Genomic DNA, 26,064 nt, shown 5'->3' with positions numbered 1-26,064 from the left:
TTGAGGATCATATGCAAAGAATTTTAATAGCCCTAATCATATTAATGCTCGCCTTAGTCTCCTGTAAATTAAAAGAAGAAGTTGTTGATCCGGGAGATGATGACGATCAAGAAGAAGAACTTACCATACTTTTCCCAAACGGGAATGATTCTCTTATGGTTGGATCTGATTACGATATATTGTGGGAAAGCAAATTGCAAACCTCTTTAGTTCTTGAGTTTTCCACTGATAATGGGTCAACCTGGACTTCAATTTCCGATAGCGTTTCTAATACAGGTTCATTTACTTGGGGACCCGTTCCGGATAGACGATCGACTCGTTGCCTGATGAGAATCAGAACTGCGAATGGTTCGCATTCCGATCAAAGTGATTCGACTTGGAGTATCATTGAAAATATTAACAAAGTTTTATTTCTCACTTCACCTTCCGGCGGTGAAATTGTTCCTCAAGGGACATCTTTGGATATTACCTGGATCTCAAGCAAAGTTCAGACGGTAAATATTGAGTTCTCTTCGAATAACGGAAATACATGGCAGCCGATAGTAAATAATTTTGATGCAACAAAAGCTAAATATACTTGGGAAAATGTTCCCGCAATTAATTCATCAAATTGTTTAATAAGAATTACAGATGCTGCGTCACCGACTGTAAGTGCGATTATGAATTCCACTTTTTCAATAATCATTGATGTCAATCTTAAGATACTTACACCAAATGGCGGTGAAGAAATTGAGGGTGGGTTGGATTACGAAATTAAATGGTACAGTAAAGATATTGCTTCGGTTAAAATTGAATACTCAATTAACAATGGTCTTAATTGGAATACAATTGTAAATAACTTAACCAACACCGGTGTGTATTTGTGGAATCCGGTTCCATCAACACCATCAAGTCTATCAAAATTGAAAATTACAGACGTAGATAACCCGGCTAATGTAGATGAAAGCGATACTACATTTTCAATTTTACCGGAAGCAAGCATTACAATCTTAAGCCCGACTTCCGAGTCAAAATGGAAATCTGGAACAAGCGAATTTATTCAATGGAATTCTAAGAATGTTGCGAATGTCAAAATTGAATACTCAACAAATAACGGTGCTGAATGGAATGTAATTTCTAACAGTACTCTCAGTGACGGATCATTTGAATGGAATCCAATCCCTACATTAAATTCGTCCTTATGCAATATTCGAATTTCCGACGCCAGCGATGGAAGACCTGTCAATATCATGGATAATCCGTTTACAATTTATACAGGAGAAGATATACTTGAAGTCTATACTCCAAATGGAGGGGAGAGCTGGGAAATTGGTACGGATCAAGAAATTAAATGGTTTGCGCATGGCGTAACGAGTCTTCGAATTGACTATACAACTAACAACGGTCAATCATGGAGCACAATTGCGAACAGTGTTGCAAATACCGGAACTTATGTTTGGAAGGGAATTCCAAATACACCTTCATCTTTAGCTAAAGTTAGAATTAGTGACGCTGCAGATGACAATCCAAAAGATGAAAGTGATGGTACATTTACAATATCTCAAGAATCACAAATAGAAGTTATTGAGCCGAATGGCGGTGAACAACTTCAAGCAGGAAGTTCCGCTAATATTAGGTGGACTTCAACCAATGTTGAAAATGTAAAAATACAATTCACAACTAACAACGGAGCTACTTGGACTACTATCACGGAAAGTACACCTAGTATCGGTTTCTTTGTCTGGGATGGAATACCTGATATAAGTTCACAACAATGCCGTGTTAAAGTTAGTGATGCGATTGATGGAATTCCGAGTGATGTTTCTGATGGTAATTTTACTATAACTAATCAAGTTGTTCAAACACTTACCGTAATATCTCCTAATGGTGGTGAGGTTTGGCAGTCGGGTGTATCCGAACTTATAACATGGCAATCAAGTGGAGTTGATTCTGTTAAAATTGAATATTCACTGAACAATGGCACAACTTGGACAGTCATTGAAGAATCAATTGAAAATGCTGACGCATTTACTTGGAATCCAATTCCAATTGTAGATGATTTTAAGAGATCTTCAAAAATAAGAATAAGTGATGCGGCCGATGGTAAACCAATTGATGAAAGTAACGGTACATTTACCATTAAGCCAATTCCATCAATTACTTTATTAAGTCCGAATGGTGGTGAAGAATTTGTCGCCGGAGAGTCATTTGATATAACTTGGACTTCAATAGGCATTGAGCGGGTTCATATAGAGAAAACATCAAACAACGGATTAAGCTGGGATACAGTTGCGGTTTCTATATTAAATACCGGTACTTATGAAACCGAGTTTGCTATCCCTTCCACAGAATATAAAGTTCGTGTTCGTGACGCAGCTACGGGTTCACCGGTTGATGCATCGGATAATACATTTACTATTTTACCGAAACTTACAAAGACTATAACTGTTACACGACCTAATGGTGGCGAAAATTGGTTAACAAGCAAAGATCCAAACAATCCTAACTATCATGAAATCCGTTGGGAATCAACCAACATAGAACAAGTTGATATACAATATTCGCTAAATGGTGGTGCTACATGGACGAATATTACGACCGGTGTACCAAGCAACGGATTATATAATTGGAGAGTTCCTGAATCTATTCAGTTCAGAACTGATCTCGCAAAAATCAGAATACGGGAATCAAATAACGAAAATTTATTTGATGATACCGATGGTTTCTTTACGATTCACCCACAAGTTAAACTATTGCGGGTTGAGCAGCCATTTGGAGGAGAATATTTCTTCTGTCCGGATGATGATCCGATGCTAACATTAGTCACTTGGACATCAGCTGGAATTTCACATGTTAAAATTGAATACTCTTACAATAATGGAGCAACTTGGGAAGTTCTTGATCCATTCTATGAATCGAGCGGTGCTTATGGAATCCCGGCTAACTTAGTAGGTCAATTTTTCTATGATGAAGACAGTACATTAGTTTTTGTAGCCGATCATCCTACAACCTTGGCGAGAATTAGAATCACTGATGTCACTCCGAACGGAGTTCCTTACGTTCCACCAGCTGATCCGACAATTAGTGATGTAAGTGAAATATTTAATTTAGGTATATGTGAAGGTTCAAGCGCAACCGGATTGAAACCAAATAATGAAGCAGTTGGTAGAAATAGAAATAACAAATAATTTTGATCGATCAATTGTCCCGTGGTGTAATTGGCAACACGTCTGACTCTGGATCAGAAGAGTTCAGGTTCGACCCCTGACGGGACAACTTATAAACCTTGATTGTAATTTATAATCAAGGTTTTTTTATATTGATGCGATTAAAAGAATAGATTAATGAAAAAATTAATTGCATACCTAAAAGAAGAACCCAATAAAAATGGCGTTAAGAGGTGGGAGTTTTATGCCTCAATAGTATTTGCAGTGATTGCAATATTCTTTCTGATGGCAATAATCTATACCGTTTTATCCAAAGTTATTTAGTAAGAGAATACTTAGTAATAAAGATTTACTATTTTTAAATAATCATAATCGAGAACTTCTTACATGATAGAAAAGAAAGCATACAAGTTAATAAACCAAATCCAGTATTATGATTGGGGTACAAAAAATGAGAATGCTTTCATCCCCAAATTGCTTGATCTAGAAATTGAAAGAGATAAGCCTTATGCGGAATTATGGATTGGTGCTCATCCGAAAGCACCATCTTATCTTTTTATTAATGAACAAAAAATTAGTCTGATTGAATTGATCGAAAAATATCCCGATCAAATTTTGGGTAAGCAAGTTACCAGAAAGTTCAACAACAAACTCCCATATTTACTGAAGATATTATCAAGTAGCCAAGCACTTTCAATTCAAGCGCATCCCAATAAAGAGTTAGCGAAAAAACTTCATAAAAAAGATCCAATTAATTACCCTGATGATAATCATAAACCCGAAATAGCAATTGCCGTTGATTACTTAAATGCCATAGTAGGTTTTAAGCCAGTTGATGAGTTTATAAAAACTTGCAAGAATTATAATTCACTTTCAAGTTTGCTTGAAAGTTGTAAATCGAATAAAGAAGGAATAATAAAAGAATATTATTCGATTATAATAAATTTATCACAAACTGAATTAGTAAAAATTATTGATCAGTTACTTAACCAAATTAAGAACACTAAACAGAAGTCAGATGAAGAATTAGTTTTCATTGAGCAATTCGAAAAGTTTGGATACGATGTCGGACTGATTTCTATTTTATTATTCAACTATGTCCAACTTAAAAGTGGAGAAGCTATTTTTACTGATGCCGGTATTCCCCACGCATATATTAAAGGAAATATTATTGAGTGTATGGCAAATTCCGACAACGTTGTTCGAGCCGGATTAACTCCTAAGTTTAAAGATGTGGATACACTATTGGATATGATGAAATTTGAAGGTGGTAAAGTTACTATACTTTCCGGACAAAAAAATAATGGAGAAAGAAACTATTCGATCCCTATAGACGAATTTGAAATCTCTATTATTGAGTTAGAAGCAGGAGAGACTAAGCATTTCGAAGATATTGGATTAGTAACCGGACTTTTATTGGAAGGCAACTTACAAATCAATTGTGAATCTGGAATTGATAAATTTAAAAAAGGTGAAAGTTTTATCATACCGGCACTCATTGAGAAAATTGAATTGAAATCCAGTATAAAGTCTAAACTAGTTTTTGTGACAATTCCGAGTTCTTCTACTCAATAAGGGAAAATTTTTGATTAGTCTTGAATTACTTTATACAAATTTTCTATAGCTACTTTCAACTTTTTTCTACATTTTTATACTTTAATACAACATTAATTCTGAAAAAAATTGATAAAAAAAATCTTCCTTATAATTCTTCTTTTTGCTCTCTTCTTGTATGCTCAAGATGAAGCTTTGCCTGGAACGACACCCCCTGGTGTCATTGTTTCCCATTCACCGATAAAGAGCAAAAAATTCATTGGATCACCAAGTTTAGTGATTTTACCGAACGGAGATTTCTTAGCGTCTCATGACTATTTTGGGCCCGGAATTTCAATAGCCGAAACTTTTATTTACAAATCGACCGATAAAGGATTAACATGGCGATTGATATCTAACATTAAAAACCAATTTTGGTCGAACTTGTTTTATCATAATGGTAGTCTATACATTATGGGCACTACAAAAGAATATGGTTATGTTGTCATTCGGAAATCTATTGATGGTGGAGTTACATGGACAACTCCGACGGATAAAAAGAACGGTCTTATATTAGATGACGGTGAGTATCACACAGCTCCTGTTCCGATGGTAATTCACAACGGAAGAATTTGGAGATCTATGGAAGATCGAAATCCGCCAACCGATTGGGGAAAATACTTTAGAGCATTCGTAATGTCAGTCCCTGTTGATGCAGATCTTTTGGATGCTACAAGCTGGGAATCAACAAATAGATTGAGTTATGATCAATCTTGGCCAGGTTCTGCTTGGTTGGAAGGTAATGTAGTTATTACTCCGCAAAATTATCTGTGGTGCATTTTAAGAAATCATACAGATGAAGGGAACAGAGCTGCTATAATTAAAGTTGGTTTAACTGGGAAAGTTGTTACCTTTGATCCGGAAACCGGATTTATTAATTTCCCGGGAGGCAGTGTTAAGTTTACAGTCAGATTTGATGAGTTAACGAAAAGATATATTTCATTAACAAATTATATTCCTCAAAGATTTAGTCAAAATAATCCGGAAAGAACTAGGAATACATTAGCATTAATTTCATCTGATAATTTGGTTGATTGGCCAGTAAATAAAATTATCCTCGAAGACCCAAGTGTTTCGAATGTTGGATTTCAGTATGTGGATTTCCAATTTGATGGAGATGATATCGTATTTCTCTCTCGTACTTCGTATTTCGAAAAGGATGGTTTAGCTTCATCTCAACATGATGCGAACTACTTAACTTTTCATCGTATTGAGAATTTTAGATTATTATTAGCCAAGTAAATTTATATGGCAGACAAAATTAATCTTACATTAACAAAAAAGTATCTCGCGGTAGGCGTAATCGGCTTACTCGGGATTATTATCACTTTCACCATTATTAACACCAATTACCAAAATGAAAATTTACGTGAGCAGCATCTCAAACAAGCAAAAAGTTTGTTGACAATATTAAAGGTATCAACCGCAGAAGATATTTATGCATCCAATATATATCAACTCCGTCAAACTATTAGTTTTGTGAAAAGAGATAGTGCTGTTGTTGAGATTCTAATTATCGATACAAAGAATAAAGTTATAACCAATGGAGAAAGAATAAGCGAGGAAGAAGTTTTTATAATTGATGACCCACTTCTAGATGCTTCAATAAACGAGAAGAAGATAAGTTGGGAATATAGAGGAAGCACATTACATTTGTTCGTTCCGGTTGAGTTGCCAAACATACATTTGGGATCGATCAAAATGGTTTATTCTCTTCAAGAATTAAGAGTGGCGGAATTATCTGTACTGCTGAACAACTTAAAATTTGGCAGTGTCATATTTATTGTCGGATTTCTGCTGGTTTTGTTTTTCGTCAAGAAAATTGTTAATCCTATTAAGGAACTTACCGCCGGAACCCTTCAGGTTGCCTCAGGAAATTATGATCTTAAAATAATTGTTGATACACGAGATGAGCTCGAGGCACTTTCCGAATCTTTTAACAAAATGGTTGAGGAAGTAAAACTATCCCGTGATGAAATGATTTCTGCCAAGGAAAATGCCGAAGCGTCGGATAAACTTAAAACAGAGTTCCTGGCTCAGATGTCTCATGAAATTAGAACTCCTATTAATGCAATTGTAAATTTTACGCGACTACTGAAAAGCGAATTTGAATATAAATTATACGGAGAAGTTAAAGAATCATTCGATATAATTGAACAGAGTAGCAATAGACTCATTAGAACTATTGACCTGATCTTAAACATGGCAGAAATTCAGACCGGTAATTATAAAGCACTTTTTGAGGAAATCAATTTATATAAAGAAATTATCCTACCACTCAAATCAGAATTTGAAATTTCTGCTAAAGAAAAGAATCTTGAATTAATATCAGAAGAAAGTGAAAAAGATATAATTGTAAGAGGAGATAAATATAGTATAACTCAACTCTTCTCTAATCTTATTGACAATGCGATAAAATATACAAAAGAAGGGACAGTAAAAATTGTAGTCGGAAAAAACAAAACTAATGTTTTTGTCGATGTCATTGATACTGGTATCGGAATTGCAGATGAATTTCTACCGTTTATTTATGAACCATTTTTACAAGAAGATAAAGGTTATTCTAGAAAATTTGAAGGTACGGGACTTGGACTTGCGTTGGTAAAAAAATACTGCGAAATAAATAAAGCCGAAATAAAAATTGATACTATAAAAAACAAAGGTACAACATTTACTATAATGTTTTTTAGAACTGTTATTTGAAAGATCAGATAATTTCTCTAAGTAGGGTAGTTTTAGTATTTTTGAATAATGGCGCATTCGTCTAGTGGCTTAGGACGCCGCCCTCTCAAGGCGGAGATCACGGGTTCGAATCCCGTATGCGCTACAAAATTTTCTCCAAAAATAATTTAACCCTCGTTCACAAATTATGAAAAGATTTGAAAAGCACATATTCGTTTGTGAAAATCAACGCCCGGCAGATCATCCTCGCGGATGCTGTAAAGACAAAAATTCTGCAGCTATAAGAGAGAAGCTTAAAACTAGACTTAAAGAACTAGGACTTAATTCTCAAATAAGAACTAATAGCTCAGGATGTTTAGACGCTTGCGAATTCGGTCCTTCTATAGTTGTTTATCCCGAGCAAATATGGTACGGTGGTGTGAGTGAAAATGATGTTGAAGAAATTATACAATCACATTTAATTAACGATGTACCGGTTGATAGGTTGAAGATTCAAGACAAAAGGTTTAATAGAGATGCCGGATAAAAAGGAAAGAGCATTGAAGATAGTTGAGCTATTAAAGCTCGAATATCCAACTCCCAAACCAGCGTTAGAATATAAAACTCCGTTCCAACTTCTAATTGCTACAATTCTTTCGGCTCAATGCACAGATGAAAGAGTGAACATTGTTACTAAAGAACTATTTAAAAAATACAAATCGCCTAAGGATTTTGTTAGCGCTGATATTGATCAACTTAAGAAAGATATTTTCTCTACGGGTTTTTATAATCAAAAAGCAAAGAGCATAGTTAACTGCTGCAATGAACTGATTGAAAAACATAATGGCGAAGTTCCTGCTGATTTTGAAAAACTTAATTCGCTTTCCGGTGTGGGAAGAAAAACTGCTTCCGTTGTTGCTGGCAACGCCTTTGGTATTCCCGCGATTGCTGTTGATACACACGTAAAAAGATTATCAAATTTGTTGGGATTAGTAAAATCTCAAAACCCTGATAGAATTGAGGAAGAACTGAAAAAACTAATTCCTCAAAAATATTGGGTGAGAACATCTCACTGGCTTGCAACGCATGGTAGAAAAGTTTGTATTGCAAGAAGACCCAAATGTTTTGAATGTGTTATCGCAAATTTTTGTCCATCATTTAATCCGAATGCAAAAAAATAGGAGATAATATGTCAGAAATAATGCGAAATAGAGATTATTGTTTATCACTTCTAAAAGAATACACTCAAAGCGACAGTTTACTAAAGCATGCGTATGCAGTTGAAGCTTGCGTTAAAGCTTACGCGGCAAAATTTGGTGAGGATGTGCTGTATTGGAGTAATGTTGCCCTGCTTCATGATTTTGATTATGAGCAATTTCCGACTGCCGAGGAACATCCATTTAAAGGTTCAGAAATCTTAAAAGAAAAAGGATTCGACGAGGAATTTAGAAGAACAATTCTATCCCATGCCGATTATACCGGAGAACCGCGTGACACGCTTCTTAAAAAAGTTCTATTTGCATGCGATGAACTTGCCGGGTTTATAACTGCAGTTACATACGTTCGTCCGAATAAAGACATAAACGAAGTCGAAGTGAAATCCGTGAAAAAGAAAATGAAGGACAAAGCATTTGCAAGAGCAGTCAGTAGGGAAGATATTATAAAAGGTGCGGAGGATCTCGGTGTTCCGTTAGATGAGCATATACAATTTTGTATAAATGCAATGCGAAGTGCCAAAGAAAGTTTAGGTTTGTGACTAATATTAGTAAAATGAAAATACTCATTTGACTAAAAATCGACTAATTTGCTTAAATTCTAAAACTGAATAATTACACCTAAATGACTTGACAAATACCCAATTTTCTGGGTATTTTTTACAGTTCAAAATTAACAAGGAAGTATATCGCGAGAATTTTCTACGATTTTTTGGTATTGATTTTTCAAACTCATATTGTTTGTTTCAGATACTGAAATTATACCAATTAAACAAGGTCAGGTTTATGCTAAGAAAATTCTCAATATTGTATTTCCTTTTTTTATGTCTTTTTCTGAGTGCCCAAACTCAGCAAGATATAAAAATAATCTCATCGAATACTAATTCCATTTTAATTGAATATTCTCCCGTTTATACAAACACTTCTCATATAACTCTGGATGGTGTTAAGTATTATTCAATTGATATATTAAATGGAGTTTTTCATCCCGATGAAGGAAAAGGTATTCCTACTATTCCGTTAAGAAGTCTAAATATTGGTGTACCTTCTGAATTCGGAAATACAATTCAGGTTTTAGATGCTCAATATGAAGTTATTAATGAGACCATTGTGCCCGCTCCAATTTCTGAAAAAGAAAATGGAGAAATAAAATTTTCTTATAAAGTAACTCCGGAATACAATTCTTTCAAAAATGAAGAATTAGTAACCTTCGGTGAATACGGGTTGGCAAGAGATTTGCCGGTTCAGAAAATTTTAATTAATCCTGTTTTCTATGATGCTGCAAGCAGAAATATTAAAAAATATTCAAAGATAAGATTTAGAATAAATTTTGGTCGCCCGGCACAACAAACGAAAGCAATTCAAGATGATTTAAGTGATATAGTAATCAACTTTGAAACGGCTAAAAGTTGGGGTCAACAAAGTAAGTTGAACAAGGTGCAAGCCAATATTCAAAATTCGGTATTAGCAAACGGAACGTGGTATCGTTTTGAAGCTCCTGAAGAAGGAATATATAGAATAGATAGATCACAATTAGCTAGCCTAGGAATTGATGCCGCAACCGTTGATCCGAGAACAATAAAGATTTACAATAACGGCGGTTATCAATTAAATGAACAAGTTACTTCATCTAAGACTGTTGACTTACTTGAAAATGCAATTCAGGTTATCGGCGAAGAAGATGGTCGATTTGATCAAAATGATTACATATTATTATATGGTAGGGGAGTTGATTTCTTTGAGTACGATCAGAATTCAAACACAATAAAAAGATTCAAACACGCATTCTCAAAAAGTAATTATTATTTCATTACTTCCGGTGGTGGGAACGGAAAAAGAATGACACTTCAAGAATCGCTCAATTCTCCTACTGCGGTTTTACAAACTGAGACTGATTCGTATTTGTCACATGAAGAGAATTTAATAAATATTGGCAAGAGCGGAAGAGATTACTGGGGTGAAGTTCTTAACTCATCGACAAGCAGCGTAACTTTTATAAACACTTTAAATGAGATGATCCCAAGTTCGGTAATCAATTATAATTTTAGAGTCGCAAATACAACAAGTACCGGATTTTCAAATCCAATAAATCTTCTCATTGAAGAAAATGGTGTAAACGTTTACTCCGGAACGATAACCGGTTGGGGTAATACCTCTTATGTTTTCGGAAGACAACTTGTAGATAAAGCAACTTTTACGGGAACTTTACCAAACAATAGAAGCGCGTTGAAATTCGCAATAAACAATCCTACTTCAAATTCGCAAGCTCATATCGACTATTTCGAAATTCAATACAAAAGAAGTCTTCGGGCAGTTGATGATGAATTTACTTTTTATTCAGATCTAACAAATGATTTTATTCGTTTTAATTTATCTAATTTCACAAATTCTTTAATAGCTGTTTATGATGTTACAGATCATAGAAATGTAAAAAAGATCAATCCATTGGTACTGAGCGGAGGGGATTTCCAATTTATTGTTCAAGGAACACAGACTCAAAGAAATAAATATATTGCTTTAACAAATTCAAAGTTTCGATCAATATCGAATGCTGTAGCCGTACCCAATTCTAATATTCGTGGAATCGAACAAGGTTCTGAATATATAATTATTTCGCATAGAGATTTTTCATCTCAAGCTCAGAGACTTGCTAACTATCGTTCTGGGGAAGCACTTCATCCAATAAGCACAACATTAGTATTTATCGATCAAATTTATAACGAGTTTTCTTGTGGTGCTTTAGATCCAACCGCTATTCGTGATTTTATAAAATATGCTTACGATAACTGGCAAATTCGTCCTGGACTTGTGTTACTATTTGGTGATGGGGATTACGATTATTTAAACGTGGAAGGGAAGAATCAGAACTTTATTCCTACTTTTCAAACACCTGAATCATTGCAGGAATTGAGTTCTTATCCATACGATGATTTTTATTCTAGAGTTTCCGGTGATGATAAGTTAGCTGACATTGGGGTTGGGCGAATAAATGTAAATAATACAAAGGAAGCAGATATTGTTGTAGATAAAATTATTGAATATGAAGCATCTTCGGATAGATCACTCTGGAGAAATACATTGACTTTAGTAGCCGATGATGGTCCAACTTCGCAAGGTAATGATGGAGCAATTCATACAAGACAATCTGAAGATTTATCACGAGTTTATATACCCAAATCATTTGATCAAAAGAAAATTTATTTAGCCGCATACCCGACAGTTGTAACAGGTGCCGGTAGAAGAAAACCTGCAGTGAATCAAGCGATTATTGATGCGGCTAATAACGGTACATTACTTATCAATTTCATTGGGCACGGTAATCCTGATGTTTGGACACACGAAAATGTTTTCCTAAAAGATATTACTATACCCCAACTACAAAATGAAAATTATTTCTTCTTAACTGCGGCTACATGCGATTTTGGTAAGTATGATGAGCCGGATGATCCTAGTGCGACAGAATTAATGTTGCTAAAAGAAAAAAGTGGTATTATTGGTGCTTTTACTGCAAGTCGACCTGTTTATTCTAGTCTAAACGCAGCTTTGAATAACATCTTTTTCTCAAACTTATTAGGTGTTAAAGATTCCGGCGGATTACCGAGAAGACTAGGTTACTCTTATATGTATACTAAGATTACAGGTTCAGCGGATAAAGCTAATGATGAAAAATATTTGTTATTTGCCGATCCTGCACTCAGATTAAACCAACCAGAAAATCCAATTAGTATTGATAAAATTAATGATTCGGATTTAAGTGTTGCAGTTCAAATAAGTGCACTTGGTAATGTTAATGTAAATGGATCATTTTTAAACCTCGACGGCAGTAAAAGCAATTTTAACGGTGAAGCAATTATATCCGTTTTCGATGCAAATAGAACTATGGAATTAAAAGAAATGAACTATACCATAACTCAGCAAGGCGGTCTCTTATTTAGAGGGCGAGTTACAGTTTCAAACGGTTCATTTGATGCAAATTTTACTGTCCCCAAAGATATTTCATACCAAAACGCAAATGGGAAAGTAGTTGCTTATGCCTTTAATAATAATAGCGACGGTGTTGGTTACACCGATAGTGTTATTGTTGGTGGTACGGATACATCTTCTGTGAATGATGGGAAAGGACCTGCTATAGAGATTTACTTTGATGATCTTGCATTTGAAAGCTCTTATTTGGTTAACTCCAATTTTACGCTACTGGCAAAATTGGAAGATGAAACGGGAATCAATACAACCGGTTCCGGTGTTGGTCATAATCTGGAAGCAATACTAAATGATGATGATGACAACCCGATTGATTTGACTACCAGCTTTGTCGGTGATTTGGATGCCGGTGGTAAATCCGGTATTGTCAATTACAAATTTTCTAATTTTGAGGAAGGCGATTATAAGATAAGAATCAAAGCATGGGATGTTTTTAATAATTTATCTTCGGAAGAAACATATTTCTCGGTTGTAAATAGTAATAATCTTACTTTGCGTGAAGTTGTTAATTATCCAAATCCATTTGCTTCGAATACAACATTTACCTTCCAGCAAAACTTGAACAAAGCATTGAACGTAAAAATAAAAGTTTATACAATTGCAGGAAGATTAATAAGAGAAATTGAACAATTCAGCATACTCGACAAGTTTGTAAGAATTCCTTGGGATGGAAGAGATCAAGACGGGGATGAACTTGCAAACGGAACATATTTGTACAAATTAATTGTAGAATCAACCGAGGGTGAATTTAGAGAAACCGTTTTAGGTAAATTAGCAGTAATCAGATAGAATTTTTTAATAACCCTTATTGGAGGTATATCAAGATGAAAAAGATCTTGTTAACATTTATAATAATGATGACATTTTTCGGAGTAATGAATAGATCGTATGCTCAAGGTGAAGCAGCAGTTCCGTTTTTATTACTAGCTCCTGATTCAAGAGCAGGCGGTATTGGTGAATCCGGTTCCGGTTTGGCGGATAACTCAGCAGCCATATTCTGGAATCCGGCAGGTATAGCATTTCTAACCGGTTCAGAAGTTAGTATTACACACAGTAATTGGCTGCCGCAATTCAATTTAGATCTATTTTATGATTACTTAACTTACAGACAATTTATTGAAGATATAGGCGGTAGTGTTACTGCCAGTATCACCTACATGAACTTTGGTGAATTCGTTCGAACATCATCAAGTTCACCTGATCCTATTGGCACTTTCCGATCATTTGATGCTGCATTAACACTCGGTTATGCGACAAAATTGAGTCAAGATTGGGGTGTTGGTTTTAACTTCAGAATCATTCATAGTAGACTTTCCGATCAACCGACCGAAAATGAACAGGGGAGCGGTGTTGCAACTTCTGTCAGTTTTGACTTAGCCGCAATGTGGCGACCTTCCGAATTAGATATTCCTTTGATTGGTGACATGAGTAATAGGCTCTCAATTGGTGCCAATTTAAGTAACCTTGGACCAAAAATTACTTATATCGATCAAGCTCAATCTGATCCTATTCCAACAAACTTTAGACTTGGTTTTGCTGTTCGTATTTTTGAAGATGATTATAACTCATTGACCTACACATTAGATTTTAGCAAACTTTTAGTAAATAGAGTAGATAGCGGTGAGACAAAAGCCGAATTCTACGAAGCAGTTTTTACAGCTTGGGCTGATCAACCGTTGAGTGAAGAATTAAGAGATATTGTAACTTCCATGGGATTAGAATATTGGTATGGTAAACCTGAAGATTTCATGTTTGCGCTACGAGCCGGTTTCTTCTATGAAGACCCTTCTTACGGTAATAGAAAATTTGTCACTCTCGGTGCCGGTATCCGTTATGATATGTACGGTTTTGATTTCAGTTATATAACAACAGACATGTTCCAAGATGGTGAAAACCATCCATTATCAGATACGCTTAGATTTACACTTCTCATAGGCTGGGGTTCAACTCCTTCACAAACAAAAGGATTTCCTCGCGGGATATAATAAATTATGAAAAATATTCTCTCTCTTTTTCTGTTAAGTTTGTTTGGTTTGGGCATGTTAAGTGCCCAAATTAATTTTAAGCTAAATCCAAATCCAAGAAGCGAACCTTTAAAATTGAATTCGCAAGATACACTTAAGATTCTTGCAGTGATGGTTGAATTCCAACAGGATAATGATGGAAACACATTTGGAAACGGGAAGTTTGGTTCAATTTATTCGAAGGATTATGGTAATACAATATTAGATCCGCTTCCTCATGATGCAAATTACTTTAGTAGTCATTTAGAATTTGCAAGAAATTATTTTACGAAAGTGTCAGATGAAAGATTAAAATTAGATTTCACTGTATTGCCGAATATTGTAACTGTTTCTAAAATAATGAGGGAATATTCACCTCTTCCCAGAACTAATGATTTAACTCCTCTTGGGTCATTCGCAGAAGAGGTTTGGGCGATCGCTGATCAATCTTTTCAAATTGATTTTAGTGAATATGATCTATTTACAATATTTCACGCGGGTGTCGGAAGAGAAATCCCTACTCCTGGAAGTATTGGTTTGGAACGAGATTTACCTTCGGTTTATTTGAGTGAAAAATCTCTTAAAGAAATTTACGGCTCTACTTTTGAAGGATTCTCTGTAAACAACGGTAATTTTTTAATTAACAATACAGCAATTCTTCCTTCAACGGAAAGTAGAGAGATTGAAAGTTTCGGTGAAGTTTATCTGCAAGAGTTTTCGATAAACGGTTTGATTGTGGGAACTGTTGCTTCATATTTGGGATTACCGGATTTATTCAACACCGAAACCGGTACTAGTGCAATTGGAAGATTTGGATTAATGGATGGTCAGGCATTATTCGCTTATAGCGGATTATTTCCACCCGAGCCATCAGCTTGGGAAAAAATCTACCTTGGCTGGGCAGAACCAACCGAAATTTCTTTAAATGATCAAACTATCAGCTTAGTTGCTCCTCAAGTTGCAAACCCCGGAGATAATACGATTTTGAAAATACCAATCAATTCGAATGAATATTATTTGATCGAAAACAGAAAACGTGATGCAAACAAGGACGGTGCAATAATCACTTACAAAGTCGGTAACTCAATCAACACAATAACATTTTCAAAAGATGAAATTAGTTTTTCTCCGTTTGGCGCTGATACTTTGATTGGTGTTATAACCGATGTTGATGAATTTGATTGGGCTGTCCCGGGTTTTGTAGAAACTCAAACTTTCGATGATCCCTTTGAAGATATCGGCTTTATCATTTGGCATATTGATGAACAAGTAATAAGAGAGAACCTTGAATCAAATACCATAAATAATAATAGAGATAGATTAGGTGTAAGAGTTGTTGAAGCAGATGGTATATTTGATATCGGTGAAGAGTTTTTAAATATTTTTGGTGAGACTGTTATAGGCGAAGGTACTAAACAAGATACTTGGTATAGCGGAAATCCTTCCGAGTTTTACGATAATAAATTTAATGCAAATACAAAACCGGCTGCAGTTTCTAATCTAGGAGCAAATTCACTTGTTGATATAAGCGATATCTCTACCATTGGAAATGAAATGTCATTCAAAGTGAGTTTCAAGAATAGTGCTTTATCTAAACTAGCGCAGAAAAAATTAAACATTGATGCAGAAATCAAAAATGTATTTGGATTAAACGAAGTACTCGCAGTTCAAGCCGGGAATGATTTACACATATATGATAGTGAAATTGAATTGCTTCATACAATATCCGGAATAAGTGATGTAATGCCATCGGTTTTTAATAAAGATGGTCGGACCTATATTGTTGGTTCATTCAATAGTACATTAAACATCATTTCATTTACCGGACAAAATGTTATCGCACATTCTCTATATGAAACAACAATTTCGGAAAATATCACCTCACCAATTGTTGTCGCTGAAAACGGAGCTACTTTTGATGTGTACCTCGGTGGTGAGAATGGTAATATCTTTAAGTATAATTTCAATGAAAGGGCAAGAGTGAAATTTACCCCAGTTGGGGCATACAATGTGTTCAACAATGTTGCTGTTACTCAAATAGTTTATAATCCTCACCAACAAGTAGTCTTTGCAATAGCTGGTAATCAATATTGGAACTCGGTAGAAAATCAAGCAAAAATATTTAGTAATCCACTTAAGAAACTTTCTGCATCTCAATATGTTGCTGATGATATTGTTTCCAGTAAAGTAGTGTTAATGGATGAGTCGAACAACTTTTCGATTCTTCCGTTAAGTGCAAGTGCAACCAATATTGAAGTTAAAAGTACTGAATCAATTAATGACTTTTTATTAACTGATTTAAAAAATGACAGACAACTATATTTTGCTTTCTCTCATGGGAACTTAATTGATGCAAGAAACCTTAGTGGATATAATGCTGATTACTTCCCAACAGAAGTAAATAACAGAAATGAAATTCTCTTCGGTGATCATAATCTCTCAATAAAATTAAATAATAATGAATTTTATGATGTGATAAGCTTTGATGAAAACGGATTGATTTATGCAGTCGATGGCGAAAAGGGAAATGTTATTACCGGATTCCCGGTTTCTTCCGGTTCAAGAAGTATAGTTCATCCGGTTATTTTTAACAGCAACGGTGCTCGTTTAACATTGATTAATGAGGATAAGGAATTAATCGTTTGGGGAATTGAAAATATTTCTGAAGTCAATGGATGGACAAGTAAATATGCAAATAAATACAATAACGCTTTTATGGAAGCTTCAAGTCAAGGAAATGTTATTGACGAATTTTTCCCGAAAGACAAAGCATACAACTGGCCTAATCCGGTGTATGGAGATGAGACTAAAATTAGATTCTTTGTTAAAGAAAACTCCAGCGTAGTTGTTAAAATATTTGATTTAGCAGGTGACTTTGTTGCTGAATTAAACGGAAATGCAACAGGTGGAATGGACAACGAATTAACTTGGAATGTTCAAAATATTCAAAGCGGTGTTTACCTTGCTCATCTCAATGTAGAGAGTGTTTTTGGAAAATCGGATAACAAACTTATTAAGATTGCTGTTATAAAGTAAACTTACATTCATATTTTCAAACTGTAGGATACATTAAATTAATGAAGAAAATTTCCAGAATTATTTTGCCTTTGATAATTGCCGCAATAACATTGAATGCACAATACAACGAATACGAACCTGATTACGAATGGTTAACTATTGAGACCGAAAATATATCGGTACATTATCATCCCGAAGCTGAACGAACAGCAAGAGTTGTAACTCAAATTATGGAAGATGTTTGGGATCCGATTTGTAAACTCTACAGATATGAACCTGATAGAGTTCATTTTGTAATAAAAGATATAGATGATTACGCAAACGGTGCTACATATTTTTTTGATAACAAAATTGAAATTTGGGCTTCATCATTAGACTTCGATTTACGCGGAACACACAATTGGCTGCGAAACGTTATTTCTCATGAGTTTACTCATTTAGTTCAAATCCAAGCATCGATGAAACTAACCAGAAATTTGCCTGCTGTTTATTTACAATTTCTAAATTATGAAGATAAACGTCGACCCGATATACTTTATGGCTATCCAAACTTCATTGCCTCCTATCCAATTCCAACAATAAATATCCCGGCATGGTTTGCAGAAGGTACAGCGCAATATATGCGTACCGAATTTGATTACGATAATTGGGATACTCATCGGGATATGATCCTTCGTTCCTATGCACTTGATGGAAAAATGCTCACCTGGAATCAAATGGGTGTATTCAACAAAACAAGTTTAGGTAATGAATCGGTTTATAATTCCGGTTTTGCTTTGACAAGATATATCTCACAGAAATATGGTGAAGATAAACTTAGAGAAATATCTAACACGCTTGGTAAAACATTCAACTTTACTATTGATGCTGCTTTTGAAGATGTTTTAGGAAAAGATGGTAACGAAATCTATAATGAGTGGTCATCTTATATAACAGAAGATTACGAAAATAGAACTAGTGAAGTTAAATCAAATTTGGTTACCGGAGATATAATTCGTGATGAAGGTTTCGGAAATTTTTATCCAATATTCACTGAAGATGGAAAACGAATAATTTATATATCAAATAAGAACGCCGACTATTTTTCTCTTTCATCGATATTTGAATATAATCTTGAGACAAAAGAAGAAAAATTAATTGAATCGGGAATTCGTTCCACAATAGGTCTAATACCCGGAAGCAATAAAATTGTTTACGCAAAGTTGGATGATGATAATGATAACTCCGTGGAAGTGCACGATCTTTATATTTACGACATTGATGAAGAAGATGAAAAAAGACTAACATATGGATGGCGTGCTAACAATCCATCAGTATCTAATGACGGCAAAAAGATTGCATTTCTAATTCAGCGTGACGGAACGACTAATCTTGCAATCTGCGACATTGATGGTAAAAATTACCTGAGATTAACAAACTTCAAAAATGGTGAGCAAGTTTATAATCCAAAATTCTCAAACGATAACTCTCATATCATTTTTGATTATTCTTATCATCACGGGAGAGATATAGCTAAAGTTAATATTGACGGTACCGACTTCGAGTTTCTTGTTCAAACCGAAAAAGATGAACGCAACGCGGTATATGATTTAGATAATAATTTGATTTATGCTTCTGATGAGACCGGAATTTTCAATCTATACAAACTTGATAAAGTCTCCGGTGAACGAAAAAGAATCTCAAATGTTACCGGTGGCGCTTTTATGCCTTCGGTTAATCCGGATGGGGATATTGTTTATTCAGGTTACAATTCTTCCGGTTATAAAATATTTTATCTAGGTAAAGATGAACAAACTAAAGTTGATGAATCAAAACAGTATAGTTGGATAGGCAACCCGCCGCTCGATATTTCGAAACCTGATGAATCAGCAATAATTACCAATATTGATCGATTAAAGAACTTTAACGATTATGATATAAAAAAATATGATTCTAAAAGTTACACGGGATCTTTTACTAATTTGTCATTCTATCCTTTTATTCGTTATGATAACTATAATACATCGAATGATTTGACAGATAGAATTAAACCGGGTGTTTACATTTCGTCTAATGATATTTTAAACCGTTTCGGTTTCTTTGCCGGCGGCTCGATTAATAAAAGATTAGAACGCGATTTGTTTTTAATTTTTGATTACAGAGATAAACTTCCGTTAATATATAATCTAGGATTAAAGCCTGAGCTTTCAGTTGAACTTTATTCTATAAGCAGAGAAGCAAATGTTGATCTTGTTTTCGATTCCCTGGATGCTGCTAATAATACAGTAGCAACCGATGTAACTTACAATCTCTTTGAGGTTGATTTTGTTGTTAAGCATAAAATATTTAAAAGTATAAATGATTTTGAATTCAGATATATCTTTAGTCAATATACCGCGACACTTGGTAGTTTCATTTTTCCCAACACGTCAATCCTATACCCGACAACAAATGACAAATATTTCATTGGAAGTAATTTCCAATTTAAGCTTCGTTTTGATTCAAAGATTCCTACGATCGATAATGATATTAATCCTGTCGGAAGAGAAGTGGATATTCAATATAACTATGAAATGAATCGCTACAATGATGAAGGACAATATGAAATCGATGACGGAGTTTTAAAACCGCTTTATAATGATTACACGTTTCATAGACTCGAATTAAATTATAGAGAACATATCGAAACATTTAAAAATCATACATTATCAGCTAGATTGAGAACCGGTACTATAGTCGGTCCGGCCGTTCCGGATTTCTTCGATTTTTATTTAGGTGGGTTAACCGGTATGCGTGCATATCCCTTTTATGCTCTTAGCGGAAATGAAGTTGCTTGGTTAAACGTAACTTACAGATTTCCATTATTCAGAAATATTGATACGAGAATAGGGCATCTTTACATCGATAAAATTTACTTGGCGGTTCATGGTGATATTGGAAATGCTTGGAACGGTGATATACCTTCGTTCGATACATTTAAGAAGGGTGCCGGCTTTGAGGTAAGAATTAAAATGAATTCATTCTATCTTTTCCCGACAAGTATCTTTTTTAACGCAGCTTATTCTTTTGATCAATTTACTACTCGTATTTTGAACGAAGATATTTCATATGGTAAAGAATGGCAATTTTACGGCGGACTATTATTCGACTTCAGTATATAAAGGAGTAAATTTGAAAATGAAAAAAATCTTGTTAATAATATTAATTAGTTCAGCAATTTTTGCTCAAGTCGAAAACGAATTTTTATTCACAGGCGATATAAGAATTGATTCAAAAAATATTTATTCTCAACAACAGCCTGAATTAGATCAAGAAGAAGTTTATAATCAGCATAAGAAATCTGCTTTCCTATCAGCACTGATGTCAATTGCATTACCCGGTTCCGGTCAATTTTATAATGGTGACTATTGGAAGTCTGCAATATTTCTAGCCGTGGAAGCAGCAGCAATTACATTGGGTGTTATCTATGACGGAAAAGGTGATGACCAAACGGATTTTTATGAAAATTATGCCGATCAAAATTGGGACGTGAAACAATATGCACAATGGACTTTGGATAATGCTAATAGAATTAATTCATTAGTTGATCCAACCGAGTTTAATCTCTTCGATAATCAAGGAAATCTTATTTGGTCTGAATTAAATCGTTTAGAAAGTGCAATCGGTAAATGGTACTCACATCGTTTACCGAGACAAGGTGATCAGCAGTATTACGAAATGATTGGGAAATATCAACAGTTCAATGCCGGCTGGGTTGATTTTACAGAAGATCCAAATGACCCGTATGATTATGGTGATCCTCTAACCAATAATTTTCTCTATTATTCCGAACAACGCGGTCTTGCTAACGATTATTATAACGTTGCAAAATGGGCGGTTATTGGAATTGTAACAAACCATATTTTAAGTGCGGTTGAAGCAGCCTTTGCAACCGGTGCTTATAATAGAAGACTTGAATCACAATTAAACATCAAGCGAGAACAAATCGGTTTTCATACCGAATATTATCCTGAATTATCGCTTCGAATTAACTTTTAAACTTCACAGCTTATCCATAGATTAGGATTATGAAAACACCGCTAGTTGTAATTGTTGGCAGACCGAATGTAGGTAAATCCACATTGTTCAATCGTTTAACAAAATCGAAGGATGCAATTGTTGACGATATGAGCGGAGTTACGCGCGATCGAATCTACGGAGAAGCTGATTGGAATGGAAAAGTTTTCAGAGTTATGGATACCGGAGGTTACGTACCCGATTCTGAAGAACTTTTTGAAACAGCAATACGTGAACAAGTTGAAATTGCATTAACCGAAGCAGATGCGATTCTCTTTGTGACCGATGGAAAGCTTGGAGTTTCGCCTATCGATAATGATATTGCAAAGCTTTTAAGGTCTTCATCAAAACCTTCCTTTGTATTGGCAAACAAATTAGATAGCCCCGAAAGCGGAATTAATAAAAGTGAGTTCTATGCTTTTGGTCTTGAGGACGTATTTGATATCTCAGCATTAAGTGGAAGAAATCTCGGTGATTTTTTGGATGAATTAATTGAGAAACTAGATTTTTCCGAAGCTGATTATGAAACGGATGAAAGATTAAGACTAGCGATAATCGGAAAACCAAATGTTGGTAAATCGTCTTTAACAAATGCATTACTTGGCTTTGATAGAAGTATTGTCACAAACATTCCCGGAACAACTCGTGATAGTATTGATTCTGTTCTAAAGTACTACGGAAAGGAAATTGTGCTTGTTGATACCGCCGGGCTTCGCCGTAAAAGTAAAATTCAGGAAAGTGTGGAATTTTATTCAAACGTTAGAACTTATCGTGCTCTTTGGGAATCCGATGTCTCGGTTATTATGCTTGATTCATTACTTGGTTTGGAAAAACAAGTTCAAAGAATCATTCAAGAGGCAGTAAGAAGAAGAAAAGGAATTATACTTGCCGTAAATAAATGGGATTTGATCGAAAAGGATACTAAAACTGCAAAACATTACGAAGATGAATTGAGATCTCAACTCGGTACAGCAGATTTCGCTCCGATAATTTTCATTTCAGCACTTACTAAGCAAAGAATATATAAACTAATTGATCTTGCTCTTCAGATTTATGAAGAACGATCGAAGAAAATCCCGACTCAAGAATTGAACGATACAATTTTAGAAGAAGTAAAAAGAATTCCTCCGCCTTCAACCCCTACTGGTAAAGAAGTGAAAATAAAATATATCACTCAAGTTGGTGATTACTATCCTATTTTCCTTTTCTTCACAAATGACAGCAAATATATCCCAGACAGCTACAAACGATTTCTCGAAAAAACTATTAGAAGTAAATATGGATTTTCGGGAGTACCGATGACGATTTCCTTCAAAGAAAGTTAAAAAAGAAGTTTACTTAAAAAACAACTTTCTTACAAAAAGCTTATATTATCTAACTAAACAAAACAATTTTCCCGAATTATGAGAAAACCCCAAATAATTATTATCGGTGGAAATGCAGCAGGACCGAGTGCCGCAGCCAAAGCAAAACGTGTTAATCCGGAAGCCGATGTAATTTTATTTGAAGCTAGTCCTTTCATATCCACCGGGACCTGCGAACTCCCTTATCTTTTCAGCAATGTTATTGATGACTATAAAAAATTAGTATTCTTTTCCCCTGAACAGTTTTTTGATGAAAAAAAAGTTAGAGTTAATGTTAACCATAAAGTTGAATCGATTAATAGAAGAGAGAAAACAGTTCAAGTTGTGAATCAAATTGATAAGTCTAGTATTAGTGTTCCATATGACAAGCTGATAATAACAACAGGGTCAGTTGCAAAGATGCCTGCTAATCTCAGGTATGCTAAGAATCTATTCACTTTGAAAAGTATTAGTGACTATATAAGAATAAGCGAATATCTGTGTCAAAATAATGTAAAGAATATCATAATTCTGGGTGCCGGTTATATTGGAATTGAAACCGCGGAAAATCTCAAAGCAATGGATTATAATGTTCATCTTATTGAAAAAGATTCGGTTCCAATGCCAAGCAGTGAGAAAGAAATTTCGGCATTGATAAAAGATAAATTGGAGAAAGAAAAAGTAGAAACCACTTATGGTTTTGCGGGATTAAAATTTAACTTCCGGGATGAAAAAATTACTACCATTAATATCGACGGAAGAATTATTGACACATGTCTTGTGATATCGGCAATTGGTGTCGAGCCTAATTCATCACTTGCAATTTCAAGCAAACTAAAAGTTGGAAAGTACAATGGAATAACTGTTGACGGAAAATTAAAAACAACTGACCCAAATATTTTTGCTGCTGGTGACTGTATAGAAATCAAAAATACTATCACAAATAAACATGATTATTTACCACTTGCTACATTAGCTCATGAACAGGGACATATTGCAGGTGAAAATGCTGCCGGTGGAAATGTTTTTTATGATTCCGTTGTAAAAAATGTTGCCGTAAAAATATTTGATAATGTTTTAGTATCTGTTGGTCTTACTTCAATAGATGCATCATCAAATAATTTTAGAGTAAGATCTGTAGATGCAATACTCCCCAACTTGGTTAAGGTTATGCCTGAAAGTAAAAATACTTATGGAAAAATTATATACGAAGAGGGAAGTAGAAGAATACTCGGAGCTGAATTTTATGGTCAATCAGAAGTTATTGGATATGGTGACTTAATTTCTGCATTGATTTCAAAAAATGATAAAATTGATTCCCTAACAAAAATAAATTTTAATTACACACCACCAAATTCACCATTTATAAATATTTTATCATACTTAGGTAGGAAGGCATTGAAGTAATGAATAATCTTACAGTTGTAAAGAACCCACTGGTATTAAGAGATATTACTATTCTTCGAAATAAATCTACTGAGGAATATGATTTTCGGCTTGCGTTAAAACGAATTTCTTATTCATTAGTTACAGCAATATCCGAAGATTTTGAGGTCGAATCCGTAAACGTCGAAACACCATTAGAGATTACGGAAGGACATAAGATCAAGCATCAGATAGTACTAATCCCTGTCTTAAGAGCCGGACTTAGCATGGTTAGCGCATTTATTGAAATGATTCCCACAGCCAAAGTAGGACATATAGGGCTGCAAAGAGATGAACAGACTTTAAAGCCGGTTGATTATTATTATAAAACTCCGAAGAATTTAGAAATTTCAAAAATTATTGTACTTGATCCCATGCTTGCCACCGGAGGAAGTGCTTCCGCTGCAATCTCACATCTTAAAAGTAAGGGAGCAAGAAATTTAATTTTAGCCTGTTTGATTTCAGCACCCGAAGGTGTTCAAAAAATGGAGCAAGATCACCCGGATGTTAAAGTTTTTACAGCAGCATTAGATAGAGAACTTAATTCAGTTGGATATATTCTTCCCGGATTGGGAGATGCAGGAGATAGAACATTTGGAACGCTATAAGATATTATTAATACTGATTTTAACTCTTTCACTTAAAGCTGAATTACCTACCAATATCAAGTTTGCTGCAAAGGTTTATTCAGGAATAACAAATGTCCTAAACGAAAATTATGCACAGGCAAAAAAGGATTTTAACTTTTTCAAAGAAAAGAATCCCGATTCTCCACTCGGGAGCATATTGTATGCCGGAGCATTAATTTTTGAGAGGGAGCATCTGAATTACTATCTTGAAACAAAAGAAATCGATTCTCTCTTATACTCTGCACAAGATTTTTGCGAGGATAATTTAGATGTTGATCCAGACGACTTATGGAATAATTATTTAATGGCATTAACCAAAACATATCAAACTTATTGGAAACTCTTCCAATCAAATTATGTTGATGGTTTTGCAGACGGGTTTATTGCGTTGCAGTATTTTGAACGCTGTTTAGAAATTGATTCATCTTTCATTGAAGCTCAAGTTGTGATTGGTAACTATAATTACTGGAGCAGTGTGAAAACAGAATCACTTCATTGGCTCCCATTTATCGAGGATAAAAGGGAATCTGGATTAAAATCTCTTGAATTAGCATTAAAACATAAATTTCTTACTAGAGATTTTGCTCTGATCTCACTTTGCTATGCATATTTAAATGAAGAAAGATATCTCGGAGCAGCAAATTTAGCTGAAACTCTGCGAAAAAAATATCCTCAAAGCAGTAAAATAAAATTATTGTTAGCAAAGGCTAATGAAAAGCTTGAACCTCAAAAGTCTGTTCAACTTTATAAAGAATTAATCAGACAATACGAGAAAGACAATTTTGAAAACCCATACAAGTTGATAGAACTGAAAAGCAACCTAGCAAATTTGTATTATAATCTTGGCAGATTCTCCGAAGCTAATAAAATTTGTGAGGATGTTCTTTCAATGCCGAGAATTGACGTAAAATATCAAATAGAAGTATTACCTCTTATTCAACAAATTGTCGAACTAAAGGATTCTACAAAAATTCGTCTTGAAACACTCCCCAAAAATTAATATTGATTTTCTGATA

At 34.6% G+C, this 26,064-nt stretch carries 17 protein-coding genes and 2 tRNA genes; all 19 read left to right on the top strand.

Annotation, left to right across the window (positions count from 1 at the left end):
* Positions 1-11 precede the first annotated feature (11 nt).
* The 19 genes from QY331_10680 to QY331_10590 all read left to right on the top strand — a co-directional run bounded on the left by QY331_10680 (position 12) and on the right by QY331_10590 (position 26,048).
* Positions 12-3,167, top strand: coding sequence for a hypothetical protein (locus QY331_10680; GenBank protein ID WKZ68417.1), 3,156 nt, complete (start codon positions 12-14; stop codon positions 3,165-3,167).
* 15 nt (positions 3,168-3,182) lie between these two features.
* Positions 3,183-3,255, top strand: a tRNA-Gln gene (locus QY331_10675).
* A 68-nt stretch (positions 3,256-3,323) separates the two neighbouring features.
* Positions 3,324-3,470: a hypothetical protein gene (locus QY331_10670; GenBank protein WKZ68416.1), complete on the top strand. Its 147-nt coding sequence runs from the start codon at positions 3,324-3,326 to the stop codon at positions 3,468-3,470.
* A 63-nt stretch (positions 3,471-3,533) separates the two neighbouring features.
* Entirely contained in the window at positions 3,534-4,721 is a 1,188-nt protein-coding gene (gene manA / locus QY331_10665; protein WKZ68415.1) for a mannose-6-phosphate isomerase, class I, read from the top strand.
* Between the two features lie 108 nt (positions 4,722-4,829).
* Positions 4,830-5,981, top strand: coding sequence for a sialidase family protein (locus tag QY331_10660; GenBank protein WKZ68414.1), 1,152 nt, complete (start codon positions 4,830-4,832; stop codon positions 5,979-5,981).
* 6 nt (positions 5,982-5,987) lie between these two features.
* Positions 5,988-7,442 carry a HAMP domain-containing sensor histidine kinase gene (locus QY331_10655; GenBank protein WKZ68413.1) on the top strand — a complete coding sequence of 485 codons (1,455 nt, stop codon included), beginning with the start codon at positions 5,988-5,990 and terminating at the stop codon, positions 7,440-7,442.
* A gap of 50 nt (positions 7,443-7,492) precedes the next feature.
* A tRNA-Glu gene (locus QY331_10650) sits at positions 7,493-7,566 on the top strand.
* A 42-nt stretch (positions 7,567-7,608) separates the two neighbouring features.
* Positions 7,609-7,947 carry a (2Fe-2S) ferredoxin domain-containing protein gene (locus tag QY331_10645; protein WKZ68412.1) on the top strand — a complete coding sequence of 113 codons (339 nt, stop codon included), beginning with the start codon at positions 7,609-7,611 and terminating at the stop codon, positions 7,945-7,947.
* Complete coding sequence (gene nth, locus QY331_10640; protein ID WKZ68411.1) at positions 7,937-8,581, top strand: endonuclease III; 645 nt, start codon at positions 7,937-7,939, stop codon at positions 8,579-8,581. The genes QY331_10645 and nth overlap by 11 nt, the downstream gene beginning before the upstream one ends.
* Positions 8,582-8,589: 8 nt before the next feature.
* On the top strand, positions 8,590-9,156 hold the full coding sequence (locus QY331_10635) for an HDIG domain-containing protein (protein ID WKZ68410.1): 567 nt from the start codon (positions 8,590-8,592) through the stop codon (positions 9,154-9,156).
* Between the two features lie 244 nt (positions 9,157-9,400).
* The gene (gene porU, locus QY331_10630; GenBank protein WKZ68409.1) at positions 9,401-13,384 is read left to right on the top strand and encodes a type IX secretion system sortase PorU; all 3,984 of its coding nucleotides are present in this window, start codon (positions 9,401-9,403) and stop codon (positions 13,382-13,384) included.
* Positions 13,385-13,419: 35 nt separating this feature from the next.
* Positions 13,420-14,580, top strand: coding sequence for a type IX secretion system outer membrane channel protein PorV (gene porV / locus QY331_10625; GenBank protein ID WKZ68408.1), 1,161 nt, complete (start codon positions 13,420-13,422; stop codon positions 14,578-14,580).
* Between the two features lie 6 nt (positions 14,581-14,586).
* Complete coding sequence (locus QY331_10620; protein WKZ68407.1) at positions 14,587-17,634, top strand: hypothetical protein; 3,048 nt, start codon at positions 14,587-14,589, stop codon at positions 17,632-17,634.
* A 41-nt stretch (positions 17,635-17,675) separates the two neighbouring features.
* Complete coding sequence (locus QY331_10615; GenBank protein WKZ68406.1) at positions 17,676-20,756, top strand: biopolymer transporter Tol; 3,081 nt, start codon at positions 17,676-17,678, stop codon at positions 20,754-20,756.
* A 16-nt stretch (positions 20,757-20,772) separates the two neighbouring features.
* Entirely contained in the window at positions 20,773-21,633 is an 861-nt protein-coding gene (locus QY331_10610) for a DUF5683 domain-containing protein (GenBank protein WKZ68405.1), read from the top strand.
* Positions 21,634-21,662: 29 nt separating this feature from the next.
* Positions 21,663-22,976 carry a ribosome biogenesis GTPase Der gene (gene der / locus QY331_10605; protein ID WKZ68404.1) on the top strand — a complete coding sequence of 438 codons (1,314 nt, stop codon included), beginning with the start codon at positions 21,663-21,665 and terminating at the stop codon, positions 22,974-22,976.
* Between the two features lie 78 nt (positions 22,977-23,054).
* Positions 23,055-24,401: an FAD-dependent oxidoreductase gene (locus QY331_10600; protein WKZ68403.1), complete on the top strand. Its 1,347-nt coding sequence runs from the start codon at positions 23,055-23,057 to the stop codon at positions 24,399-24,401.
* Positions 24,401-25,027 carry a uracil phosphoribosyltransferase gene (upp, locus tag QY331_10595; GenBank protein ID WKZ68402.1) on the top strand — a complete coding sequence of 209 codons (627 nt, stop codon included), beginning with the start codon at positions 24,401-24,403 and terminating at the stop codon, positions 25,025-25,027. Before QY331_10600 ends, upp begins: the two co-directional genes overlap by 1 nt.
* Entirely contained in the window at positions 24,996-26,048 is a 1,053-nt protein-coding gene (locus QY331_10590) for a tetratricopeptide repeat protein (GenBank protein ID WKZ68401.1), read from the top strand. Before upp ends, QY331_10590 begins: the two co-directional genes overlap by 32 nt.
* The last annotated feature ends 16 nt before the right edge of the window (positions 26,049-26,064 follow it).

This window comes from Melioribacteraceae bacterium (assembly GCA_030584085.1).
In the GTDB taxonomy this organism is placed as follows: domain Bacteria; phylum Bacteroidota; class Ignavibacteria; order Ignavibacteriales; family Melioribacteraceae; genus SURF-28.
This window is presented reverse-complemented; position numbering and strand designations above follow the sequence as displayed.

Excerpts from the sequence above, each read along its gene's own strand:
- QY331_10615 (WKZ68406.1), top strand. The coding sequence starts at position 17,676 with ATGAAGAAAATTTCCAGAATTATTTTGCCTTTGATAATTGCCGCAATA.
- porV (WKZ68408.1), top strand. The coding sequence starts at position 13,420 with ATGAAAAAGATCTTGTTAACATTTATAATAATGATGACATTTTTCGGA.
- QY331_10680 (WKZ68417.1), top strand. The coding sequence starts at position 12 with ATGCAAAGAATTTTAATAGCCCTAATCATATTAATGCTCGCCTTAGTC.
- QY331_10655 (WKZ68413.1), top strand. The coding sequence starts at position 5,988 with ATGGCAGACAAAATTAATCTTACATTAACAAAAAAGTATCTCGCGGTA.
- QY331_10645 (WKZ68412.1), top strand. The coding sequence starts at position 7,609 with ATGAAAAGATTTGAAAAGCACATATTCGTTTGTGAAAATCAACGCCCG.
- QY331_10635 (WKZ68410.1), top strand. The coding sequence starts at position 8,590 with ATGTCAGAAATAATGCGAAATAGAGATTATTGTTTATCACTTCTAAAA.
- QY331_10610 (WKZ68405.1), top strand. The coding sequence starts at position 20,773 with ATGAAAAAAATCTTGTTAATAATATTAATTAGTTCAGCAATTTTTGCT.
- QY331_10590 (WKZ68401.1), top strand. The coding sequence starts at position 24,996 with ATGCAGGAGATAGAACATTTGGAACGCTATAAGATATTATTAATACTG.
- der (WKZ68404.1), top strand. The coding sequence starts at position 21,663 with ATGAAAACACCGCTAGTTGTAATTGTTGGCAGACCGAATGTAGGTAAA.
- porU (WKZ68409.1), top strand. The coding sequence starts at position 9,401 with ATGCTAAGAAAATTCTCAATATTGTATTTCCTTTTTTTATGTCTTTTT.
- nth (WKZ68411.1), top strand. The coding sequence starts at position 7,937 with ATGCCGGATAAAAAGGAAAGAGCATTGAAGATAGTTGAGCTATTAAAG.
- QY331_10600 (WKZ68403.1), top strand. The coding sequence starts at position 23,055 with ATGAGAAAACCCCAAATAATTATTATCGGTGGAAATGCAGCAGGACCG.
- QY331_10670 (WKZ68416.1), top strand. The coding sequence starts at position 3,324 with ATGAAAAAATTAATTGCATACCTAAAAGAAGAACCCAATAAAAATGGC.
- upp (WKZ68402.1), top strand. The coding sequence starts at position 24,401 with ATGAATAATCTTACAGTTGTAAAGAACCCACTGGTATTAAGAGATATT.
- manA (WKZ68415.1), top strand. The coding sequence starts at position 3,534 with ATGATAGAAAAGAAAGCATACAAGTTAATAAACCAAATCCAGTATTAT.
- QY331_10620 (WKZ68407.1), top strand. The coding sequence starts at position 14,587 with ATGAAAAATATTCTCTCTCTTTTTCTGTTAAGTTTGTTTGGTTTGGGC.